Raw genomic sequence first — 19,428 nt, forward strand, 5'->3', positions numbered from 1 at the left:
ACTGCAAGAGGTAGGTCAACTGGAGGCGTGCTCCGCTGCTGCGGACTTGACTCCGACGGCTTCGAGCACCACGTCTGATGGTCAACTGGACGCAGTTCGTCGACGGTTCGCGGTGGTGCTGGGTGAATTCCGGCGTACGGCAGTCCTCGTGCCCCACGACCCGTACGGAAGCCTGTGGACCGCGGACCAGGGCGGGGTTCGCTGGATCTGCGCGTTCTCGGACGAAGAAGCGCTGGCACGGTTTGCAGGTGCGCAGGGGGACGCCGAGCGGGAGTGGACGTACCAGACGATCCTGGGCGCGCGGCTGCTGGATGTGATGGTGCCGATGGTGCCGGGTCCGGCAGGGGTGGCGCTCGACGCGGGCAGTGACGAAGGCATGTTGTTCCCGCCGGTCCAGGGCATCGTGCCCGAGGCCGCGGCGGTAGACCTCGGGGGGATGGAATGAGCGGAAGCGATCCCGATCTCGCGGCGCCGGCAGCGGCGCTCGCCGAGATCGCGAACGGCATCAACTTGGCGCATGCCGAATTGAAGGACCTCGGGATGATCGGTGAGGCGTCGACCGGTCGGGGGTTCTCAGATGTTGCGTTGTCGGGACTGGAGTTGGGGCACAGCGGGCTGACCGCGGAGTTCCAGACCTTCTGTGATCGCTGGGAGTGGGGTGTACGGACGCTGACCCTGCGCGGGAATGCCTTTGCGCATGGGGTGGGTCTGTCGGCCGGCTCGTTCGCCGAGCAGGAGCGGTACATCAAGGACTCGATCAAGGTCGGCGTGAACTCGGTGAACGGGAACCCGCACTTGAGCGAGGACGAGGTCAAGGGCATGAGCTGGGACAAGATCAGAACCCAGTCGGCGTTCGACGGTGCGGACTGGAGCCCCGAGTCCATCTCCGAGGCCCAGAAAAAGGTCAACCAGACCTGGAAGAACACCGGGTACGACGTGATGGACGCGGAGATGGACTCGATGGAGCGCTCGGGTCTGATCGATCCGAAGGTCCGTGATGCCATGGACGAGAAGATGCGCGAGACGTTCGATCCGTCGAAGGAAACGATCGCGCAGGCTGAAGAGCCGCGGTGGGGGGAGCACCGCTGATGCCGGACTGGGGGAAGCTGGCCGACAAGGGCATCGACGCCGTAGGCGACGGGATCGACAAGGCCAAGGAGAAGGTCGGCGAAGGTGTCGACTGGGCGACGGACAAGGTCGGCGACGGTCTTGACCACATGGGCCAGCACAAGATGGCGGACGTGGTCGAGGACTGGGGTGATCGCACCGCCTCGTCCCTGGGCGCGGAAGTCGGTGAGCAGCAGCTCGGCGAGAGCGAGCAGGCGAACGAGCTGATCCACGGCAATCCCGGGAAGATCGCCGAGTCGGTGAAGAACCTGCGGGACTTCCAGAAGGCGTTCGACCTGGTCGGCGGCGGGATGAAGAAGCTCGACTCCAGTCACTGGAAGGGCGAGGCGGCCGACACCTTCCGGGACGAGTTCCAGACTCTGCCCACCGACTGGCTGTACGCGGCGGACGCGTTCGAGGACGCGGCCAAGGCACTGGAGACGTACTCCAAGTCGATCACCAGCGCGCAGGACAAGGCCAGGGAAGCGATCGCCCTGTACAGGGAAGGCGACGAGTCTTCCAAGACGGCAACCGACGAGTACAACAAGAAGGTCGACGCCTACAACGCCGCCCGCAACGGCGACCACCCGTTGCCCGACCCCGGTGAATTGTCCGACCCGGGCCAGGCCAAGCGGGAACGGGCGCAGGAGGTCCTCAAGGAAGCCCGCCGCCACCGCAACGAGGCGGCCGAGACGGCGAAGACGGCTGTCACGGCAGCGATGGCGCACGCACCGAAGGAACCCACCGGCCGCGAAAGGCTCAATCTCGAGGTCATGGACTACAGCCTGGGCCAGAGCTTCGAGCTGGCCCACGTCGGCGGCGGCATCGTCAAGGGCACCGCGGGCCTGCTCAACTTCGTCCGGTCGGTGGACCCGATGGACCCGTACAACCTGACGCACCCGGCCGAGTACTACAAGGGCGTCAACATGACGCTCGCCGGCCTCGCCTCGACCGCCGCCAACCCGGACCGGGCACTGAAGAACGCCTGGGACGCGGCGAAGGGCGACCCGAGCGAGTTCATCGGACGGCTGATTCCGGAGATTGTTGGTTCCAAAGGCACAGGCCTCGCTCGAGGGGGGTTTCGGCTCGGAGTGAAGAATGGTGCGGAGGCGGCCGCGGAAAGCGGGGCACGTCGTGCCGTGCGGGACACTCCCGAGAGCCACGCGGAGAACCCCCGCAACAAGGTCGAGCGCGACCCCACCGACCCAGTCGATCTGACCACCGGCGCGATGTACCTGCCGCAGACCGACATCACGCTGCCCGGCGTCCTGCCCCTGGTCTTCACACGGCGGGTGGAGTCCGGCTACGGCCTCGGCCGCTGGTTCGGCCCGTCCTGGTCCTCCACCGTCGACGAACGACTCGAGATCGACGCCGAGGGCGTCGTCTTCGTCAGCGCCGACGGCCTCCTGCTCGCCTACCCGCATCCCGCCCCCGGCACCCCCACCCTGCCAAGTCACGGTCCACGCTGGCCACTCGACCGCGCCGACGGCGGCTACACAATCACCGACCCGGCCACCGGCCGCGTCCGGCACTTCGCCGATCGCGCCGAGCATCTGGCGGTCCTGGAGCAGGTCGACGACCGCAATGGCCAGTGGCTCACCTTCGAGTACGACGCCGAGGGCGCCCCGCTCGCGATCGTCTCCTCCGGCGGCCACCACCTGAAGATCACCACTCGGGACGAGCGGGTGATCGCCCTGCACCTGGCCGGCGCGGCGGTGGACGGCAGTGATCAGGAGATCAAACGCTACGTCTACTCAGACGACGGCCACCTGACCGAGGTCATCAACTCCTCGGGGCTGCCACTGCAGTTCACCTATGACGAACGCGGTCGTATCACCTCCTGGACCGACACCAACGACCGCTCCTACACCTACGAGTACGACGAGCAGGACCGCTGCGTCGCGGAGGGCGGCGCCGAGGGCCACATGAGCCTGCGCCTGTCCTACGACGAAACGGATCCCGGAACCGGCCACCGCATCACCACGACCACGACCGGTGAGGGCCACACCCGCCGCTACCTCATCAACAGCGCATTCCAAGTAGTCGCCGAGATCGACCCGCTCGGCAACGTCACCCGCTTCGAACGGGACCGCCACAACCGCCTGCTGTCCCGCACTGATCCGCTCGGCCACACGGCCCGCTACGAGTACGACGACAGGGGCAACCTGACCCGAGCCGTCCGCGTCGACGGCCGTGAAATCCGTGCACACTACAATGAGCTGGATCTGCCGGTTAAAGTCATCGGCACCGATGGCTCCGTCCACCGCTATTACTACGACGAGCTCGGCAACCGCACCGGCTTCACCAACCCCGCAGCCCAGAGCACCACCTTCACTTACGACGACGCGGGCCGCCTCACCTCGGTCGTCGATCCCCTCGGTCACACGACCACCGTCCGCTGCGACCCGGCGGGACTGCCCCTGCAAATGACCGACCCGTCCGGCGCGGTGACCCGCTACGAGCGCGATGCCTTCGGCCGGCCGGTGACCATCACCGACCCGGCCGGAGCGACCACGCGCCTGCAGTGGACGGTCGAGGGGTTGCTCGCCCGCCGCATCGCCCCCGACGGCACGACCGAGTCGTGGACGTACGACGGAGAGGGCAACCGCACCGGCCACACCGACCCGCTGGGCGGCACGACCCGCTACGAGTACACGCACTTCGACCTGATGTCCGCTCGCACCGACCCGGACGGTGCCCGCCACGAGTTCCTGCACGACGAGGAACTGCGCCTCACCCAGGTCACCAACCCGCAGGGCCTGAACTGGAGTTACGAGTACGACCGCGCCGGCCGTCTTATCGCCGAGACGGACTTCGACGATGGCACCCTCACCTACACCCACGACCCGGCGGGCCGCCTGGCCTCCCGCACGAACGCCCTCGGTCAGACGACCACGTACGAGCGCGACGCACTCGGGCAGATCGTCCGCAAGGACGCCGACGGACAGGTCACGACGTACGCCTACGACGTGACCGACCGTCTCGCCCAGGCCGTCGGCCCCGGTGGCAGCACGCTCACGCTGCTGCGCGACCAGCACGGCAACCTTCGCACGGAGACCGTCGACGGCCGTTCCATAACGTGCGTCCACGACTCCCTGGGCCGGCGCACCAGCCGCACCACACCCGGCGGTGCCACCACGACCTGGTCCTATGACCCGGTGGGCAACGTGGCGGAGATGACCGCCTCGGGCCGCCCCATCACCTTCACGTACGACGGGAACGGACGCGAGGTCACCCGCACCGTCGCCGACACCCTCAGCCTGGACCAGGGGTACGACCCGATGGGTCGCCTCACCGCTCAGACCACCATGGCCGACGAGCGCACGATCCAGCACCGCGCCTACACCTATCGGGCGGACGGCCACCTCACCGGCGTCGAGGACCTGCTCTCCGGGCAGCGCCGGTTCGACCTCGACGCGAGGGGACGCGTGACCGCCGTACACGCTGCGAACTGGACGGAGGCCTACGCCTACGACGCCGCCGGCAACCAGACCCAGGCGTCCTGGCCCGCCGTCCACCCGGGCCACGAGGCCACCGGCGAACGCGTCTACACCGGCACCCGACTCACCCGCGCGGGCAACGTCCGCTACGAGCACGACGCGCTCGGTCGCATCGTGCTGCGCCGCAAGACCCGTCTCTCCCGCCGCCCCGACACCTGGCGCTACGAGTGGGACGCCGAGGACCGCCTGACCGCCACAGTCACCCCGGACGGCACCCGCTGGCGCTACACCTACGACCCGCTCGGGCGCCGCACGGCGAAACTCCGCCTGTCGGCCGACGGCGACACGGTCGTCGAGAGGGTGACCTTCACCTGGGACGGCACGATGCTGTGCGAACAGACCTCCGTGTCACAGGAGTTGCCGCATCCTGTCACCCTGACCTGGGACCACCAGGGCCTGCACCCCATCGCCCAGACCGAACGCATCACCGCTGCCGACGCCCCGCAGGAGGAGATCGACTCCCGCTTCTTCTCGATCATCACCGACCTGATCGGCACCCCGACCGAACTCGTCGACGAACAGAGCACCATCGCCTGGCACACCCGCGCCACGCTCTGGGGCTCCACCACGTGGCCCGCGGACAGCCCGGCCTATACGCCCCTTCGCTTCCCGGGCCAGTACCACGACCCCGAGACAGGGCTGCACTACAACTACTTCCGCCACTACGACCCCGAGACCGCCCGCTATCTCACACCGGATCCTCTGGGTCTCACCCCGGCACCCAACCCCGGCGCGTACGTCCACAACCCGCACACGTGGAGCGACCCGCTCGGCCTCGCGCCCAAGTGCCCGGAGGAGAAGGCCAAGAACGCCACGGAAAAGATCATCGAGCGTGCCCAAGAAGGCAAGATGAGAAAGGCCAGCAACTACCACCCGCACTTCGGCGGCGACGAACGTGTGATCGAGATTCTGCAGAATCCGGACGCGGTGTATCTCTCCCAAGGAGGCCGCGGAAACCTCATCTTCCGACAGGGCGAAGACATCGTGATCACGAAGGGGCACGGAGCCGGCGCAGGCGACGTGATCACCGGCTACGGCCCGTCCGGGATCAAAGGGGAAACCGGAGTCAAGGCAGTGGGCGGATCGGTCAACGATCCCGGGCCCCCGGTGACCCACGACGATATCGTGAACGGGAAAATTCCAGACACTAACGGTGGCACCATGCCGCCCGCCAAGCAGATCCGATGAGGTGGCAGCCATGGTGAAGTTCTCGGTCGGCGAGACCACGAGTGTCGAGACGACCGGTAACCCACTGGGGTTCACTCCACGTTTCGATTTTCGCGACCTCCAGGTGATCGTCGCGGGATACGCGGACCCGGAAGAGCGCGAGCAGCAGCTGGCCACCACCTTCGGCAGCATGCAATGGCTGTGGTCGGAGAACGACCACCTCCGGTTCGACCAGGGCACCCGGGAGCTGTGCAGCGCCACATTCTTCGTTCCCCCGGAATCCGTTCCCGCCGAGGTCTGCCACCGCGCGCCCCACGGGCCCCCGGCGCTGCCGAGCGGCCTGCGCGCCGACACGGCGAAGGAGTTCGGCCTCCCCCAGGCGACGGTCTTCTGCTGCACCTCCGAAGCCGCCGAGCTGCGGTGCTTCCGGGACCTCGGCGTTCTCGACGGGCCACTGGACGCGCGGATCGGCATCGCCCCTGACGTGGACCTCCTCGTACAAAAGGGCGCCGTGGCCGGCTGGAGCCTCACCGACCCCGCGCGGTATCTGACGGACGGTTTCGCCGACCCCGAGGCCACCCCGCCCTCTCACACCACTCGACTCCGGCTGGCCGAGTGCCTGACCCTGGTCTCCTCGCCGCTCGTCGACCAGGTGATGGACCAGGACACCGACGCCTGGCGCAGGCTCCGGGCGACCGAGCACGCCCTGCGCAACCAGCAGGACGACCGGCGTCGCGCGGACGTCCTGCACCGGATCGTCAGCCGTCTGATCGACGACTACGAGTCCTGACGGACACAGATCAGCCGGCGACACTCTTCCATGAAGAGCGAGGACACCCTCGCGACTGCGGGATGACCCCGCGCATGGTTGCCCGTAACTCCACTTCCACCAAGGCGGCCGCCTCCGCCCTGATCATCAGCGGCGAAACAGCGACCTGTGCCCCCGCCGTGCGGCGCGCCCGCGGGCCGACGAAGTGGCGGACTCGTCCTCCGCAGCGTCGCCGCGCGCCTCGGCCAATGGCTTGTTGACGTTCCTCGGTGGTGATGCAGCCGAAAGTGCGCGGTGGACACTCCGTGCCTTTAGGCCGGAAAGGTTCCGTGACGTGCACCACTGTTGATCATTACGAGTTGTGAACTTCTTGTGTGGGGTGTGTGACAAGCAGTAAGAAGGCCTTCTTCTTTACTAGTTCGGGGGGCTTCCGTGCGTGCCGCACGTCCACTTGTTGTGTCTGTTGCGTTCTTGATGGCCGTGCTTTCGGGGACTGAGCAGGCTGCCCTGGCAGTGAGCCGGTGGTCCGACGCGCCCGGAGCCACGGGCGCTGATGCACCTGACCAGAGGTGGGGGTCGGCGGATGGCCGCAGCCACCGTGCCTCGGGGGCTGCCACGGACGCGGCGGCCAAGGGCGGGCGCGACAAGGCTCTGAAGGCTCCAGGGGAGTTGCCCCTGGAGCCGCAAGTGGCAGTCGGCGGTGTAGGCGTGGTGCCGACTCCTCCGCGTATGGGGCTGGGCGAAGCGGTTGATGTGCCGGTGGCGGCTCCTCAGGGCTTTGACGTCAAGACGAGCAAGGAAGCGGCAGGGAAACGGGACGCGCGTTCGCGGACCTTCCTCAATCGGGACCGCACCTTCACCACGCGGTTCTATGACGAGCCGGTGAACTTCAAGGCCGCCAACGGACAGTGGAAGCCGATCGACACCACGCTCGTCCGCCCGGGCGGTCCTCGCACGATGAGCGGCTCGGATGCCGGGTGGGCGCCGCGGCAGACTGCTGAAACGATTTCGCTGGCGGAGTACGCGGATTCGGATCCCGTGGTGCGGCTGTCGGCGGGGGACGGGCTGTCGGTTGCCTATGCGGTTCAAGGTGCCGGTCGGGTAGCGGGGAAGGTCGATGGCAGCGTCATCAGCTATCCCGGGGTTCGGGAATCGTCCGATCTCGAACTGATCGCGGGCAGCGAATCGGTGAAGGAGACGCTCGTCCTCAAGGGCAAGGGCGCGCCCACGCAGTGGAGTTTTCCGCTTGCTCTGGAGGGGCTCACTGCTCGGCTCGACGGCCTCGGTGGCGTGGAATTTGTGGACCTGAAGGGCAATCGGCGGGCGTGGATGCCGCCGGGCTGGATGGAGGATTCGCACCTTGCCGAGAACGCCAACGAGGGTGCCGTCTCCTCCGGTGTGGGCTATAGCCTGACCGAGGAGGCAGGGCGGCAGGTCCTGGTCGTCACCCTGGACGAGGCATGGCTGAACGACCCGGAGAGGGTCTTCCCGGTGCGTGTCGACCCGTCCGTGACGCGGGTCAGTGCGACGTCCGGTACCTATGTCGAGTACCCGTACACCCAGAACTTCGCCAGCGACACGGTTCTGAAGGTCGGCACGTACGACGGCGGCTCCCATAAGGCAGCTGGTTTCCTGCGGTTCTCCGGTCTGGAGACCACGCTGAAGAACGGGTACGTGCTCAACGCGAACCTGAACGTGTACAACACCTGGTCGCAGTCGTGCACGGCACGGCCGGTGACGGTGCATCCGATCACGTCGAACTGGTCGGAGTCGACTACGAGTACGTACCCCGGGCCGCCGACGGGCGCGTCGTTGGCGTCGAAGAGCTTCGCGCATGGCTGGCGCCCCGCGAATACGACGACGTGGTCGTGCGGACCGGACTGGGAGGGCATGAAGCTGGGGCCGGCCGGCCGGAAACTGGTCGATGACTGGACGCACGGCCGCAAGAAGAACTACGGCTTGGCGCTGAAAGCCTCGACTTCGGATTCCAACAGCTGGAAGCAGTTCGGCTCCGACGACTATCCCAACGGCAAGCCGAGCCTGGATGTGACCTGGACGCGCTACGGCGCTGCCTACAAGCTCGGCGGCTTCGTCACGCCGGTGACGGCGACCGCCGAAGGCTCGATGAAGGTCACGGTGACCAACCAGGGGCAGGAGACCTGGCCCAAGGGCGGCACTTTCAAGCTGGGCTACAACCTCTTCGACGCGGATGGCAAGGCGATCACTGATTCGTCGAAGATCCGCTGGACGACCATGACCACCGATGTCTCGCCGGGCGAGAGCGTCACCCTCGAAGCGAAGATCGCTCCGTTGTCCCCGGGCACCTACACCCTCCAGTGGACGATGGCCAACAACGCCTCCCGGTTCACCGGTGAGGGCATTCCGGGTGTGGCGGTGAAGTTCGCCGCAGTGAACGTGCCTCCGCAGCTGACGAAGGAATCCCCCGCCAGCGGAGCGGTACTGAACTCGCTCACCCCTACCCTGTATGCCGAGGGCAACGACAGCGACCACTACCCGGGCAAGCCCCTCCTGTACACCTTCGAGGTCTGTGAGGTCGAGGGCAAGGACACCCGCAAGAACTGCCGCTCGAGCGCCCGCACTACAGCACGGCAGTGGGCCGTGCCCTCAGGATGGCTGGTGTGGGGGAAGACCTACGCCTGGTACGGGTACGTGTTCGACACCGGTTTGACTTCGGCGCGCCCGCACCCGGCCCTGTTCACCACGCAGGTCCCCCAGCCTGTGGTGACGGCGCATCTGGGGGGTGATGACGGCCACGAGTTCTCGGCGCGAGCAGGCAACTACGCCACCTCTGCCACCGATGCCGCCATCTCCACCGTGGGCCCTGAGCTCGCAGTGCGCCGCACCTACAACTCGCTCGACCCGCGCCGCGACACCGCGTTCGGGACAGGCTGGGCGACCCGCTGGGACATGGGGCTGCGTGAGGAACCACAGACCGACACCATTCTGGTCACCTTGGACGGCGGGTCGAGGATCCGCTTCGGTACCAACGCGGACGGCACGTATGCCGGGCCGTCCGGGGTGACCACCACGCTGAAGCGCGAGGCCGAGGGGTGGGTTCTGCGGGAACCGTCCGGTACCACCTACCACTTCACCGCCGCCGGCCTGCTCGCGCAGATCAGGGACGCGGCGGGGCGGACCCAGATGCTGCGTTACCGGGACGAGGACGGTGGACCGCTGGTGTCGGTGACCGACACACTCTCCGGACGGTCGCTGAACTTCACCTGGACCGACGGGCACATCACGTCGGTGACCACGAGCGCCATCGGCCCGAGTACGCCGGGGCTGGCATGGACGTACCACTACACCGGGGACACGCTGACCAAGGTCTGCCCGCCCGCATCAACAAGCGCTTGCACGCTCTACACGTACGAGGACGGCTCGCTGTACCGCTCCATGGTGATGGACGAAAACCCCGTCGCCTACTGGCAGCTGGGCGAGAAGGAGGGGTCCACCGGTGTCAGCCGGGCGCCCTCCCGCACCGGTCTGAATGATGCCGCCTACCGTGATGTCCTGCTCGGCCAGTCGGGTGTGATCGAGGGCACCAGTGACACGGCGGCCGGCTTCGACGGGACCGATTCCTACGCCGAAGTCCCGGAGAACACCCTGCGGACCTCGGCCTTCCTCTCGGTCGAGATGTGGTTCAAGACCACCAAGCCCGGTGTCCTCGTGGGTTTCCAGGGCGGAGACCTCGATGACGGCCAGCCGGAGTACGCCAGTCCGTTGGCCATCGACACGGCAGGGAAGCTGCGCGGCCAGTACGAGATCACAGGCCAGGCGGTCACTCCGCTCGTCTCGACCAAAACGGTCACCGACGGCGCCTGGCACCATGTTGTGCTCTCGGGAGCAGGCACCACCCAGACTCTCTACCTCGACGGCGCAGCGGTCGGCTCCCTGACCGGCCCCATCGACCACTACGAGAAGTCCAACACCTACCTGGGCGCAGGCTGGTCCAGCCCGGCGTGGGACGGACAGGCAGCCGGCGTCCGGCACTTCACCGGTGAAATGGACGAGGTCGCCGTCTACCACCAAGCCCTGGACGCAGGGACCGTCGCCGCTCACTACGCAGCCCGGGCCAAGACGGCCCGTATGACCAAGGTCGTTCTGCCGTCCGGGCGGACACACGCCACGGTCGCCTACGACACGGCGAGCGGCCGCGTCACCAGCACCACCGATGCCAACGGCGGAACCTGGAAGGTGTCGGACCCCTCGTACTCGTCGGGTTCCGGCGCCTACGAGGACGCCGTCATGGCGCAGTCCCCGGCGGGGTACTGGCGCCTCGGTGAGCGCAGCGGCGCTCAGGCCTTCAGCGCCGCGGGGACGGGTATGGACGGCTCGTACCGCGACGGGGTGAGCCTGGGCAATCCCGGTGTGTTCGCGGACGGCGACAACACCTCCGTCGAACTCGACGGCACCGAGGGCGCGGTGAACATTCCCGGCGATCCGCTGGAATCTGCCACCGCCATGAGCCTGGAACTGTGGTTCCGCACCTCCAAGCCCGAAAGCGTCCTCTTCGGATTCCAGAACTCCGAAGTGGGGCAGACCCCTACCTCCATCACCCCGGCGCTCCTCATCGACGGCGGCGGCAAACTCCGTGGCCAGCTCGACAAGAGCCAGGCCGGGACCACGATTGCGTCGACGACCGTCGTGACCGACAACGAGTGGCACCACGTCCTGCTCACCGGCTACAGCGGCGGACAGGCCATGTATCTCGACGGCGTACGGGTCGGCACCCTCTCCGGCGCGGTCAAGCCGATCACGCTGCCCAACGCCTATCTCGGCGGCGGATATGTCACGACCCCCTGGGATGGCCAGGTCGCCGCGACCAAGTACTTCGCCGGCCAGATCGACGAAGCAGCCTTCTACACCACGGCTCTTGGCGCTGGCGGGGCCGGCCAGCACTACCGGGCCCGCACCGCTCTCATAGCCGGTGACGGCCTGCACTACCGCGGAGCCGTCACCGGTGACGCCCCGGCCTCCTTCTGGCGCCTGGACGAGCCGGAGGGAGCAACCAAGGCGGTCAGCGAAACAGCCGCAAACAACAGCGCCGGCACCTACACCAACGCCACTCTCGCCACCACCGGCATCTTCGGCGTCGAGGACGGCCACGCCGCACAGTTCACCGGCACCGGCCAGATCGCCGTACCCAGCAGTCTCGTCACTGCTTCGACGGATGTCGCGGTGGAGCTGTGGTTCCGCACGACGAAGGAAGGGGTACTGCTGGGCCTGCAGAACGCGGCGATCGGCAGCACGCCCACCGATGCGCGGCCCGTTCTGAACGTCGGGGCAGACGGCTTGCTGCGCGGCCAGTTCTGGACCGCCGAACAGCCCAACGGCGCCACCCCGATGAAGTCGGCCGTCACCGTCACCGACAATGAATGGCACCACGCCGTCCTGAGCGCGTCCGGCACCAGTCAGGCGCTCTACCTCGACGGCATCAAGGTGGGCACCCTCAATCGTGCGGCCCGTCACCTGTCCGGGGGGTATGCCTATCTGGGCGGCGGCTACGCCAACGCCGACTGGATGGGTGTGGCCACGGCCGGCACCTACCGCTTCACCGGCCAGCTCGACGAAGTCGCCGTCTACCAGCACGGGCTGACCGAGGCCCAGGTCGGTTCCCACTACGGAGCCCGGACACGTACCAGCTCCTCCGGTCTCGCCTCCTCCATCGCGGTCACGGATCCCGCCGGGTTCACCACCAGCACGACCTACGACGCGCTGCACGGACAGCGTCGGACCGCCAGCACCGACGCCGAAGGCGGCCTGACCACCTACGCGTATGACACCGGCGGCTTCCTGAACACCGTGACCGACCCCAACGGGCACTCCACCGTCACCGGACACGACGTACGCGGCAACACCGTCTCGCGCACCACCTGCCGAGACGCCAATTCGTGCTGGACCTCCTTCACCGAGTACTACCTCAATGCAGCCGACCCGCTGGACCCCCGCAACGACAAGCCGGTCGCGGTGCGCGACGCGCGCTCCGCGAGCCCGACGGACACCAGGTACCGGACCGCGACGAGCTACACGGAACTCGGCTTGCCTTCTGTCACCACGCTGGCCGACGGGCGTACCGGGAGCAGGACGTACACAGGGGGCACCGAGTCAGCGATCGGGGGCGGCACCGTGCCGGCCGGCCTTGTCGCGTCCGAGAAGACTCCAGGCGGTGCCACCACGGCCTACGCGTACTTCACCAACGGCGATCTGGCTCAGGTGACCGCACCTTCCGGGCTCGTCACCCGCTTCACCTACGACGGCGTGGGCCGGAAGATCACCGAGACCCAGGTCGCGGACAGCTTCCCCGCCGGCGTGACCACCAGCTACGCCTACAACGGCCTGTCCAAGGTGACCTCCGAGACCGGCCCGGGCGTGAAGAACGAAATAACCGGTACCACCCACACCGCAAGGATCACCCGTACGTTCGACGACGACGGCAATCTGCTGACCGAATCGGCAGAGGACGCCACCGGCGGTGACGCCAAGCGGACCACGCAGCACCACTACAACTCCTTCGGCCTCAACGACAGCGCCACCGACGCCGAAGGCAACGTCACCACGTCCGAACACGACGCCCTGGGGCGGGTGAAGGCCGAAACCGACCAGTCCGGGAACCAGTTCACCTACTCGTACACGCCTCGCGGGCAGCACTCCGAAACGGTGCTGAAGAACTGGACGGGCGACCCCACCGGCGAGACCCGGGACCTGGTCGTCGTGTCCAACGCCTACGACCCGGCGGGCCGGCCGGCGTCGACGACAAACGCGATGGGCGCAACCACTGCCTTCACGTACTTCGACGACGGGCTACCGGCTACCACCATCGCCCAGCAGGTCACCCGGGCCGACGGCACCAAGCGCAACATCGTGATGGAGTCCGACTCCTACGACGGCGCCGGAAACCCGACACAGCAGACCACGGGGGGCGGCCGCACCACAGTCACACAGACGGTGGACGCCACCGGGCGGACCACGCGCAGCGTGCTCGACCCGAACGGCCTGAACCGTGTGACCACCTACGGTTACGACGCAGACGACCGTGTGACCGAACAGACCCAGTCGATCGACACCTCCGGCAAGAAGCTGACGACCACGACCGAGTACGACGCGGCGGGCAACCCCACCAAGTCGACACTGACCGACGGCTCCAGCACGCGCGTTACGAGCCAGGCCTACGACGACCGCGGCCTGCTCACCTCCACCGTCAGCCCCCGTGGCAACGTGACCGGCGCCGATCCTGCCGCGTACACCACCACCTACCGCTACGACGCTCTGGGCCACCAGGTGCAGCAGACGGCCCCGCCCGTCCAGACCGAGGAAAGCGGCGGCACTGCGACGACCGTCAAGCCCACCTCCCTCACCGGCTACAACACGTACGGCGAGGCAACCGAGACCCGTGACCCCAGAGGCGCGGTGACCCGCTCAGAGGTGGACAAGCTCGGCAGGTCCGTGGCTGTGACCCTGCCGGACTACACCCCGCCAGGCGGCACGAAGATCACCGCTGTCACGCGGACCGAGTACGACGCGGCCGGCCGCATCGCCACCACCACAGACCCCCTCGGCCGCACCACCCGCTACGGATACGACCAGTTCGGCCAGCTGTCCCAGAAGACCGACCCGATCGCGGGCACCGCTCTCCCGAACCTCTCCGAGGCCCAGCCCAGCACGCTCAACACCACCGAGACAAACCTCGACGGTGCCGGCGTCACGCGCTACACGTGGACGCCCACCGGCCTGCAACTGACCGCCACGGCCCCGACCGGCGCCAAGAGCGAGGCCACGTACGACGAACTCGGCCGCCAGCTCACCGCGACCACGGTCGAGCGCTACCCAACCCTGCAGAACCTGACGAGCCGCTACGCCTGGGACGACGCAAGCAACCAGACCGCGTCGACCACCCCCGGCAATCGCACCACCTCCGCCATTTACAACACGGCGGGCGAGCCGGTCTCCGTCACCGACCCGATCGGCGGCATCACCAAGTTCAGCTACGACGGCCTCGGCCGCAAGATCGAGACCATCGACGCCACCGGCCGCAAAAGCACCTCCACCTACGACGCCCTGGGCAACATCACCGCGGCGACCGACTACGGCACCGGCACCACCGCCCTGCGCTCCGTCTCCGCGGAATTCGACGCCGACGGCAACCGCATCGCCGCCACGTCCGCGACTCAGGCCCGCAGCACCTACGCCTACGACGCGCTGGGCCGCATAACCCAGCAGGTCGAGCCGGCCACGGCCACCAAATCGATCACCACCGGCTTCGGCTACGACGCCTCGGGCAACCGCACCCGCCTGACCGACGGCCGAGGCAACGCCACCGCCTACACCTTCACCCCGTGGAATCTGCCCGAATCGACCATCGAACCAGCCACCGCGGCACATCCGGCAGCAAGCGACCGTACCTGGACCACCGTGTACGACGCCGCGGGCCAGAACGTCGCCGAGACGCTGCCCGGCGGAATCAAGCGGACACGCACCTACGACGGCCTGGGCCGGCTGACAGGCGAGAGCGGAACGGGTGCCGAGGCTCCCACGACGACACGCTCACTGGAGTACGACCTGGCCGGCCAACTCATCTCCGTGGGCACAGACGGCGTACTCGACCGCAATACGTACACGTATGACGACAGAGGCCAACTCCTCTCCAGCGACGGCCCCGGTGGCACATCGGCCTACGGCTACGACGCCGACGGGAACATGACCAAGCGCGTAACCGCGGGAGGAACATCAACCTACGGCTACGACAGCGCCGGCCGACCGGACTGGACATGGGACTCGATCACCAGCAGCGAGATCTGGTACGACTTCGACGCGGCAGGCCGCCCCACCCTGGAGCGCTACGCCACCAAGCCGGAAGGAGCCCCCGCGTGGGCTGAATCGGCTCGACGCACGTACGGCTACGACGGGCTTGGCCGGCTCACCAGCGACAGGATCACCGACCCGGCCGGTTCCTCGGAAACGGCATCCCTCACCTACGACTACGACCTCGACGACCACCTGATCAAAAAGAACACCAAGGGCACGGCAGGAGCCGCCGACAACACCTACGGCTACGACCAGGCAGGCCGCCTGACGTCCTGGGCAAACGGCGGCACCACCACGGCATACGCGTGGGATGACGCGGGCAACCGCACCAAGGCGGGTACCGCGATCTCCTCGTACGACGCTCGCAACCGCCTGCTCTCGGACGGCACATCGAACTACAGCTACACAGCACGCGGCACCATCTCCGCGGTCACGCCTCAGGGTGGGAGCCCGCGGACGCTGACCTCCGATGCTTTCGAGCGCAAGATCAGCGACGGCCCTTCAACCTTCGCTTACGACTCACTCGACCGCATACGCCAGCAAGGCCAGGAGACGTTCGCATACGACGGCGGCTCCAACAACCTGACCAGCAACGGCGCCAACCGCTACACCCGAACTCCCGCGGGCGACCTGCAAGCGATGGACAACGGCAGCTCGAAGCAATGGTCCATAACCGACCAGCACACCGACCTCGTCGCTGGCCTCTCACCGGACGGCAAGACGATCTCGGGCTCCAAGGCGTACACCCCCTTCGGCGCAGTAACCGCCACCGCGGGCGCCGCGACCCCGCTCGGCTACCAATCGGGCTGGACCGACCCGACGTCCGGCGACGTCAACATGGCCGCCCGCTGGTACCAGCCGAACACCGGAGCCTTCGCCTCCCGCGACACCTGGCAACTCGACCCGAGTCCTTCGGTGCAGGGCAACCGCCACGTCTACGGAAACGCCGACCCGCTCAACGGCATCGATCCCAGTGGCCATCTCAAGGCGCCACCAGCCCCAGCGCGCGAGCGGTCAGCCCCGGCGAGCGAGCAGTCTCGTTCCATCAGATCCACTGGCTCGCGGTCGGGATACTTCGGCTTCAGCCGTTTCCTCGGGCCGTGGGGTCGTCTGGGCGGTCTCTACCGGGAGCTTCACTTCGAGATGGTAGAGACCTACTACCCGACCGGCCTTTGGAGCTCCGGAGGAGGCCTCTCCGCTGCCATCCGGGCACAAGCAAACGCTCAGGCCAAAAGATGGAACCCTGTCCAGGGGCCCGGAAGGTCGGTGCTGGCGGCGACCTACGGAGGCTCGGCGTACGGGAACTCGGGACGCGGTGGCGGCTGTCGCAACAGCTGCATCATCGCTCCGCCCAGACCACCGATCGACCAGAACCCCAACAATGGCCCCAACCCGAAACCCGCCCCTACCCTCCCTCCAGCGAAGATCGACTGGGATCCGAGCGTTGGTAAATGGGACCCCAGCAAGGGCGTCGCGGGCACGATCACGGCACAGGCACTTCTGGACATGCTGGTCGGCAACGAGTTCGTACCGGACTCCTCAGCATTCGACGCTGACTACAGCAGATCGCTCCATGTCACCCCAGAGACGCAGAACGAGTTTGAACCAGCCGCGGACTCCCCGGTGAACCGGCGAGGGTGCGCCAAGGGCAATTCGGCCGTCTACTACATGCCTCTTGACAACCTGGGGCGCGCCCAGGGCGTTCGGGCCTGCCTGAACAAGGGTGACTACAACTACGTAAACGGTAAGGGGAACTGGGCATTCGACACCGACCCGACCTCGATCGTCGGTACTGGCACGGAATTCCCGCTCGACAAGCACACTGGCTGGGAGAATCAGCCTCAAGGCTGGCGCAAGGGAATGGACCGCGGGCATCTGCTTGGTGGTCAGCTGGGCGGCTCCGGAGAGGATCTGCGAAATCTGGTGCCGCTGTTCCCTGTGGCCAACCGAGTCGTCATGAAAAACCATGAGGACCGACTGGCTGACCGTATCCAAGCCGGTGAGACGATCTACTACAGCGTGACACCGGAGTACAGGGGCACCAGCTCGGTGCCGGTCCGGCTCCATATGGGCTGGGTGGGCAACCACGGCGGCCCTGGCTACGCCGTGATCGACAACACGCGGTAGCCGGACCTGGAAGGGACGAAGCAGCATGACGTGGGTTCAGAGGATCGTGGAGGCGGTCGGCTGGCAGCCAGCGGGTCTCGACATCGCCTGGGGCGATGTCGAGACCCGGCTCGGCACCGACCTTCCGAGTGATTTCAAGGAACTGTGCGAGGCGTTCGGGGAAGGGGAGTTCAGCGGATATCTGGAGGTCTACTCCTCCTCGGGTGGATCCTCCCTCAAGGTGGTGAACTGGCTCGAAGGAGTCCTCCAGACCCTGGAGCAGTACCCGGAGGCGCGCGACACCTTCTCGCCCTACGGGACCTACACCCCGGGGGGCCAAGGGTTGCTCTCTTGGGGAGGGAGCGCCAACGCGTCCGACTTCTGCTGGTTCGTGAACGGAGGGCCGCCTGATAAGTGGCCCGTCGTGGCGCGTGAGGAAATCGGGGCGTGGCAGGAATTCTCCATGCCGATGTCGGAGTTCGTCTTCCGGGTACTGACCGATGTTGAATTCGAAGAATTCACCGTGGCACACCTGATCGAAAGGCCGTTCTATAGGTCGGGTGCCTGAGGGGTGACCGGTGCGCTCCCAAGGACCCCAGGCTCCCCACTCAAGCAGCCGCTCAAGCTGGACAGAGCAGTGGTGTCCCTCGGGGAGTAGGGAGGGCATGGAGCGGGCGGCCCCGCGTGGCTGTCGGCTCCGGCGCAAGCAACGGTGCACTGCGGTCGCGGTGCGGCCGCCGGCCCTCGATCGACCAACCCCAAACAATGGCCCACACCCGAAGCGTGCACCGACAGACTCCGCGTGCTCCTCACGGGACTACGGACGTGTGATCAATGTGCCCTGCTCGTTCGAAGAGCTTCTCGGCGAACGTGAAAGATTCCGCTCGGCTCGTCCCGCATCGTGGGCCACTATCGAAAACTGGTTGGGACTGGAGCTTCCGCGTGACTACAAGGAGTTGGTGGACGGCTACGGCGACGCCATCCTGCTCGGGCACCTGTTCCTTCCGCATCCGGAAGGCGGTGATCCACTTCTCGCTTTCATGCAGGAGGAGCGGCGGGACTTCCACGCGGCATTCGACGGTCAGCGGAGCCAGTCTGGGCTCCCGGACGATATTTGGGACCGGTTGATCCCATGGGCCTACCACGACTGGAATGGAGATCTTTGCCTGCTCGTCCCGCCGTCGACGGACGAGGACTGGGCCATGGCGGTCGCCTTCCGGCAGTGTCCGGAGATTCAGCTGATCCCGGGCAGCGTGACCGGGTTCCTGCACTTGCTGCTGAGGAAGGGGAAACTGCCCCGCGGGTGGCCGACAGGGCTTCCGACCTGGAAATCAATGGAGGAAACGCCACTCATCTGACCATTGGACTTCGGAGACCCTCCCACTGCCCACCACCAGCCAGCCAAGCTCGCCCACCCGGCGACAAATCCTGACACCGCAGCCTCCTATTCAGCGCAAACGTCTGACGACGGCACGCCTCCTGCTGGCATGCGAAGTCGTCGCTGGCCAGACCGCTGCCATCATCGTCCAGCAACAGCAGATCCAGAACCTGCAGGAGGTGTCCCAGGAGCCCGGCCCCGCAGGTCCTGCGGGGCCCCGGGCCTAGCGGAGCGCAGGGAGCCGCCGGGCGACCGGGCAAGGACGGGACCACCATGGTGCAGCAAACTCCCCTCGATGACGCTCGCCCAATGGACGGACTGCCTTGATGACAGCCCGCGTGTACTGCACAGAACTGTCGACGAAGGCCTGGCCCGATTCGGACGACTCCGACGAGAACATGGACACCCTCACCGACGGCTACATCGCCGCCATGCGGGACAAGGCCTTCACGCAGTGCATGTCTGACGAAGGCTTCCCGCCGTCCGAATGACTCAGTGCGCCGCCGGACATGCAGATGGCAGCCAAACTCGCAGCCTCACGCCCTCAGTTCCGGCCGTGGCGGCGAAACGGTGCCGAC

The 19,428-nt window shown here is 67.1% G+C and carries 8 protein-coding genes; all 8 read left to right on the forward strand.

Annotated features, from left to right (window positions below; genetic code table 11):
• The first annotated feature begins 46 nt into the window (after positions 1-46).
• The 8 genes from OG966_RS00210 to OG966_RS00245 all read left to right on the forward strand — a co-directional run bounded on the left by OG966_RS00210 (position 47) and on the right by OG966_RS00245 (position 19,341).
• A complete protein-coding gene (locus tag OG966_RS00210) occupies positions 47-445 on the forward strand; it encodes an SseB family protein (RefSeq protein ID WP_442806642.1) in 399 nt (132 codons plus the stop codon).
• Positions 442-1,089: a hypothetical protein gene (locus tag OG966_RS00215; protein ID WP_326647227.1), complete on the forward strand. Its 648-nt coding sequence runs from the start codon at positions 442-444 to the stop codon at positions 1,087-1,089. Before OG966_RS00210 ends, OG966_RS00215 begins: the two co-directional genes overlap by 4 nt.
• On the forward strand, positions 1,089-5,795 hold the full coding sequence (locus OG966_RS00220; RefSeq protein WP_326647228.1) for a putative T7SS-secreted protein: 4,707 nt from the start codon (positions 1,089-1,091) through the stop codon (positions 5,793-5,795). Before OG966_RS00215 ends, OG966_RS00220 begins: the two co-directional genes overlap by 1 nt.
• Before the next feature lie 10 nt (positions 5,796-5,805).
• Positions 5,806-6,564, forward strand: coding sequence for a hypothetical protein (locus tag OG966_RS00225; RefSeq protein ID WP_326647229.1), 759 nt, complete (start codon positions 5,806-5,808; stop codon positions 6,562-6,564).
• Between the two features lie 708 nt (positions 6,565-7,272).
• A complete protein-coding gene (locus tag OG966_RS00230) occupies positions 7,273-17,493 on the forward strand; it encodes a LamG-like jellyroll fold domain-containing protein (protein WP_326647230.1) in 10,221 nt (3,406 codons plus the stop codon).
• A gap of 25 nt (positions 17,494-17,518) precedes the next feature.
• Complete coding sequence (locus tag OG966_RS00235; RefSeq protein ID WP_326647231.1) at positions 17,519-18,040, forward strand: SMI1/KNR4 family protein; 522 nt, start codon at positions 17,519-17,521, stop codon at positions 18,038-18,040.
• A 259-nt stretch (positions 18,041-18,299) separates the two neighbouring features.
• A complete protein-coding gene (locus OG966_RS00240; protein ID WP_326647233.1) occupies positions 18,300-18,830 on the forward strand; it encodes a hypothetical protein in 531 nt (176 codons plus the stop codon).
• A gap of 346 nt (positions 18,831-19,176) precedes the next feature.
• The gene (locus tag OG966_RS00245; protein ID WP_326647234.1) at positions 19,177-19,341 is read left to right on the forward strand and encodes a hypothetical protein; all 165 of its coding nucleotides are present in this window, start codon (positions 19,177-19,179) and stop codon (positions 19,339-19,341) included.
• Positions 19,342-19,428 lie beyond the last annotated feature (87 nt).

The sequence above is a fragment of the Streptomyces sp. NBC_01750 genome, assembly GCF_035918095.1.
Taxonomy (GTDB): domain Bacteria; phylum Actinomycetota; class Actinomycetes; order Streptomycetales; family Streptomycetaceae; genus Streptomyces.

What these genes read in the sequence shown, in the direction of transcription:
- OG966_RS00215 (WP_326647227.1), top strand. Translation starts at nt 442, where the DNA reads ATGAGCGGAAGCGATCCCGATCTCGCGGCGCCGGCAGCGGCGCTCGCC.
- OG966_RS00220 (WP_326647228.1), top strand. Translation starts at nt 1,089, where the DNA reads ATGCCGGACTGGGGGAAGCTGGCCGACAAGGGCATCGACGCCGTAGGC.
- OG966_RS00225 (WP_326647229.1), top strand. Translation starts at nt 5,806, where the DNA reads ATGGTGAAGTTCTCGGTCGGCGAGACCACGAGTGTCGAGACGACCGGT.
- OG966_RS00230 (WP_326647230.1), top strand. Translation starts at nt 7,273, where the DNA reads ATGGGGCTGGGCGAAGCGGTTGATGTGCCGGTGGCGGCTCCTCAGGGC.
- OG966_RS00235 (WP_326647231.1), top strand. Translation starts at nt 17,519, where the DNA reads ATGACGTGGGTTCAGAGGATCGTGGAGGCGGTCGGCTGGCAGCCAGCG.
- OG966_RS00245 (WP_326647234.1), top strand. Translation starts at nt 19,177, where the DNA reads ATGACAGCCCGCGTGTACTGCACAGAACTGTCGACGAAGGCCTGGCCC.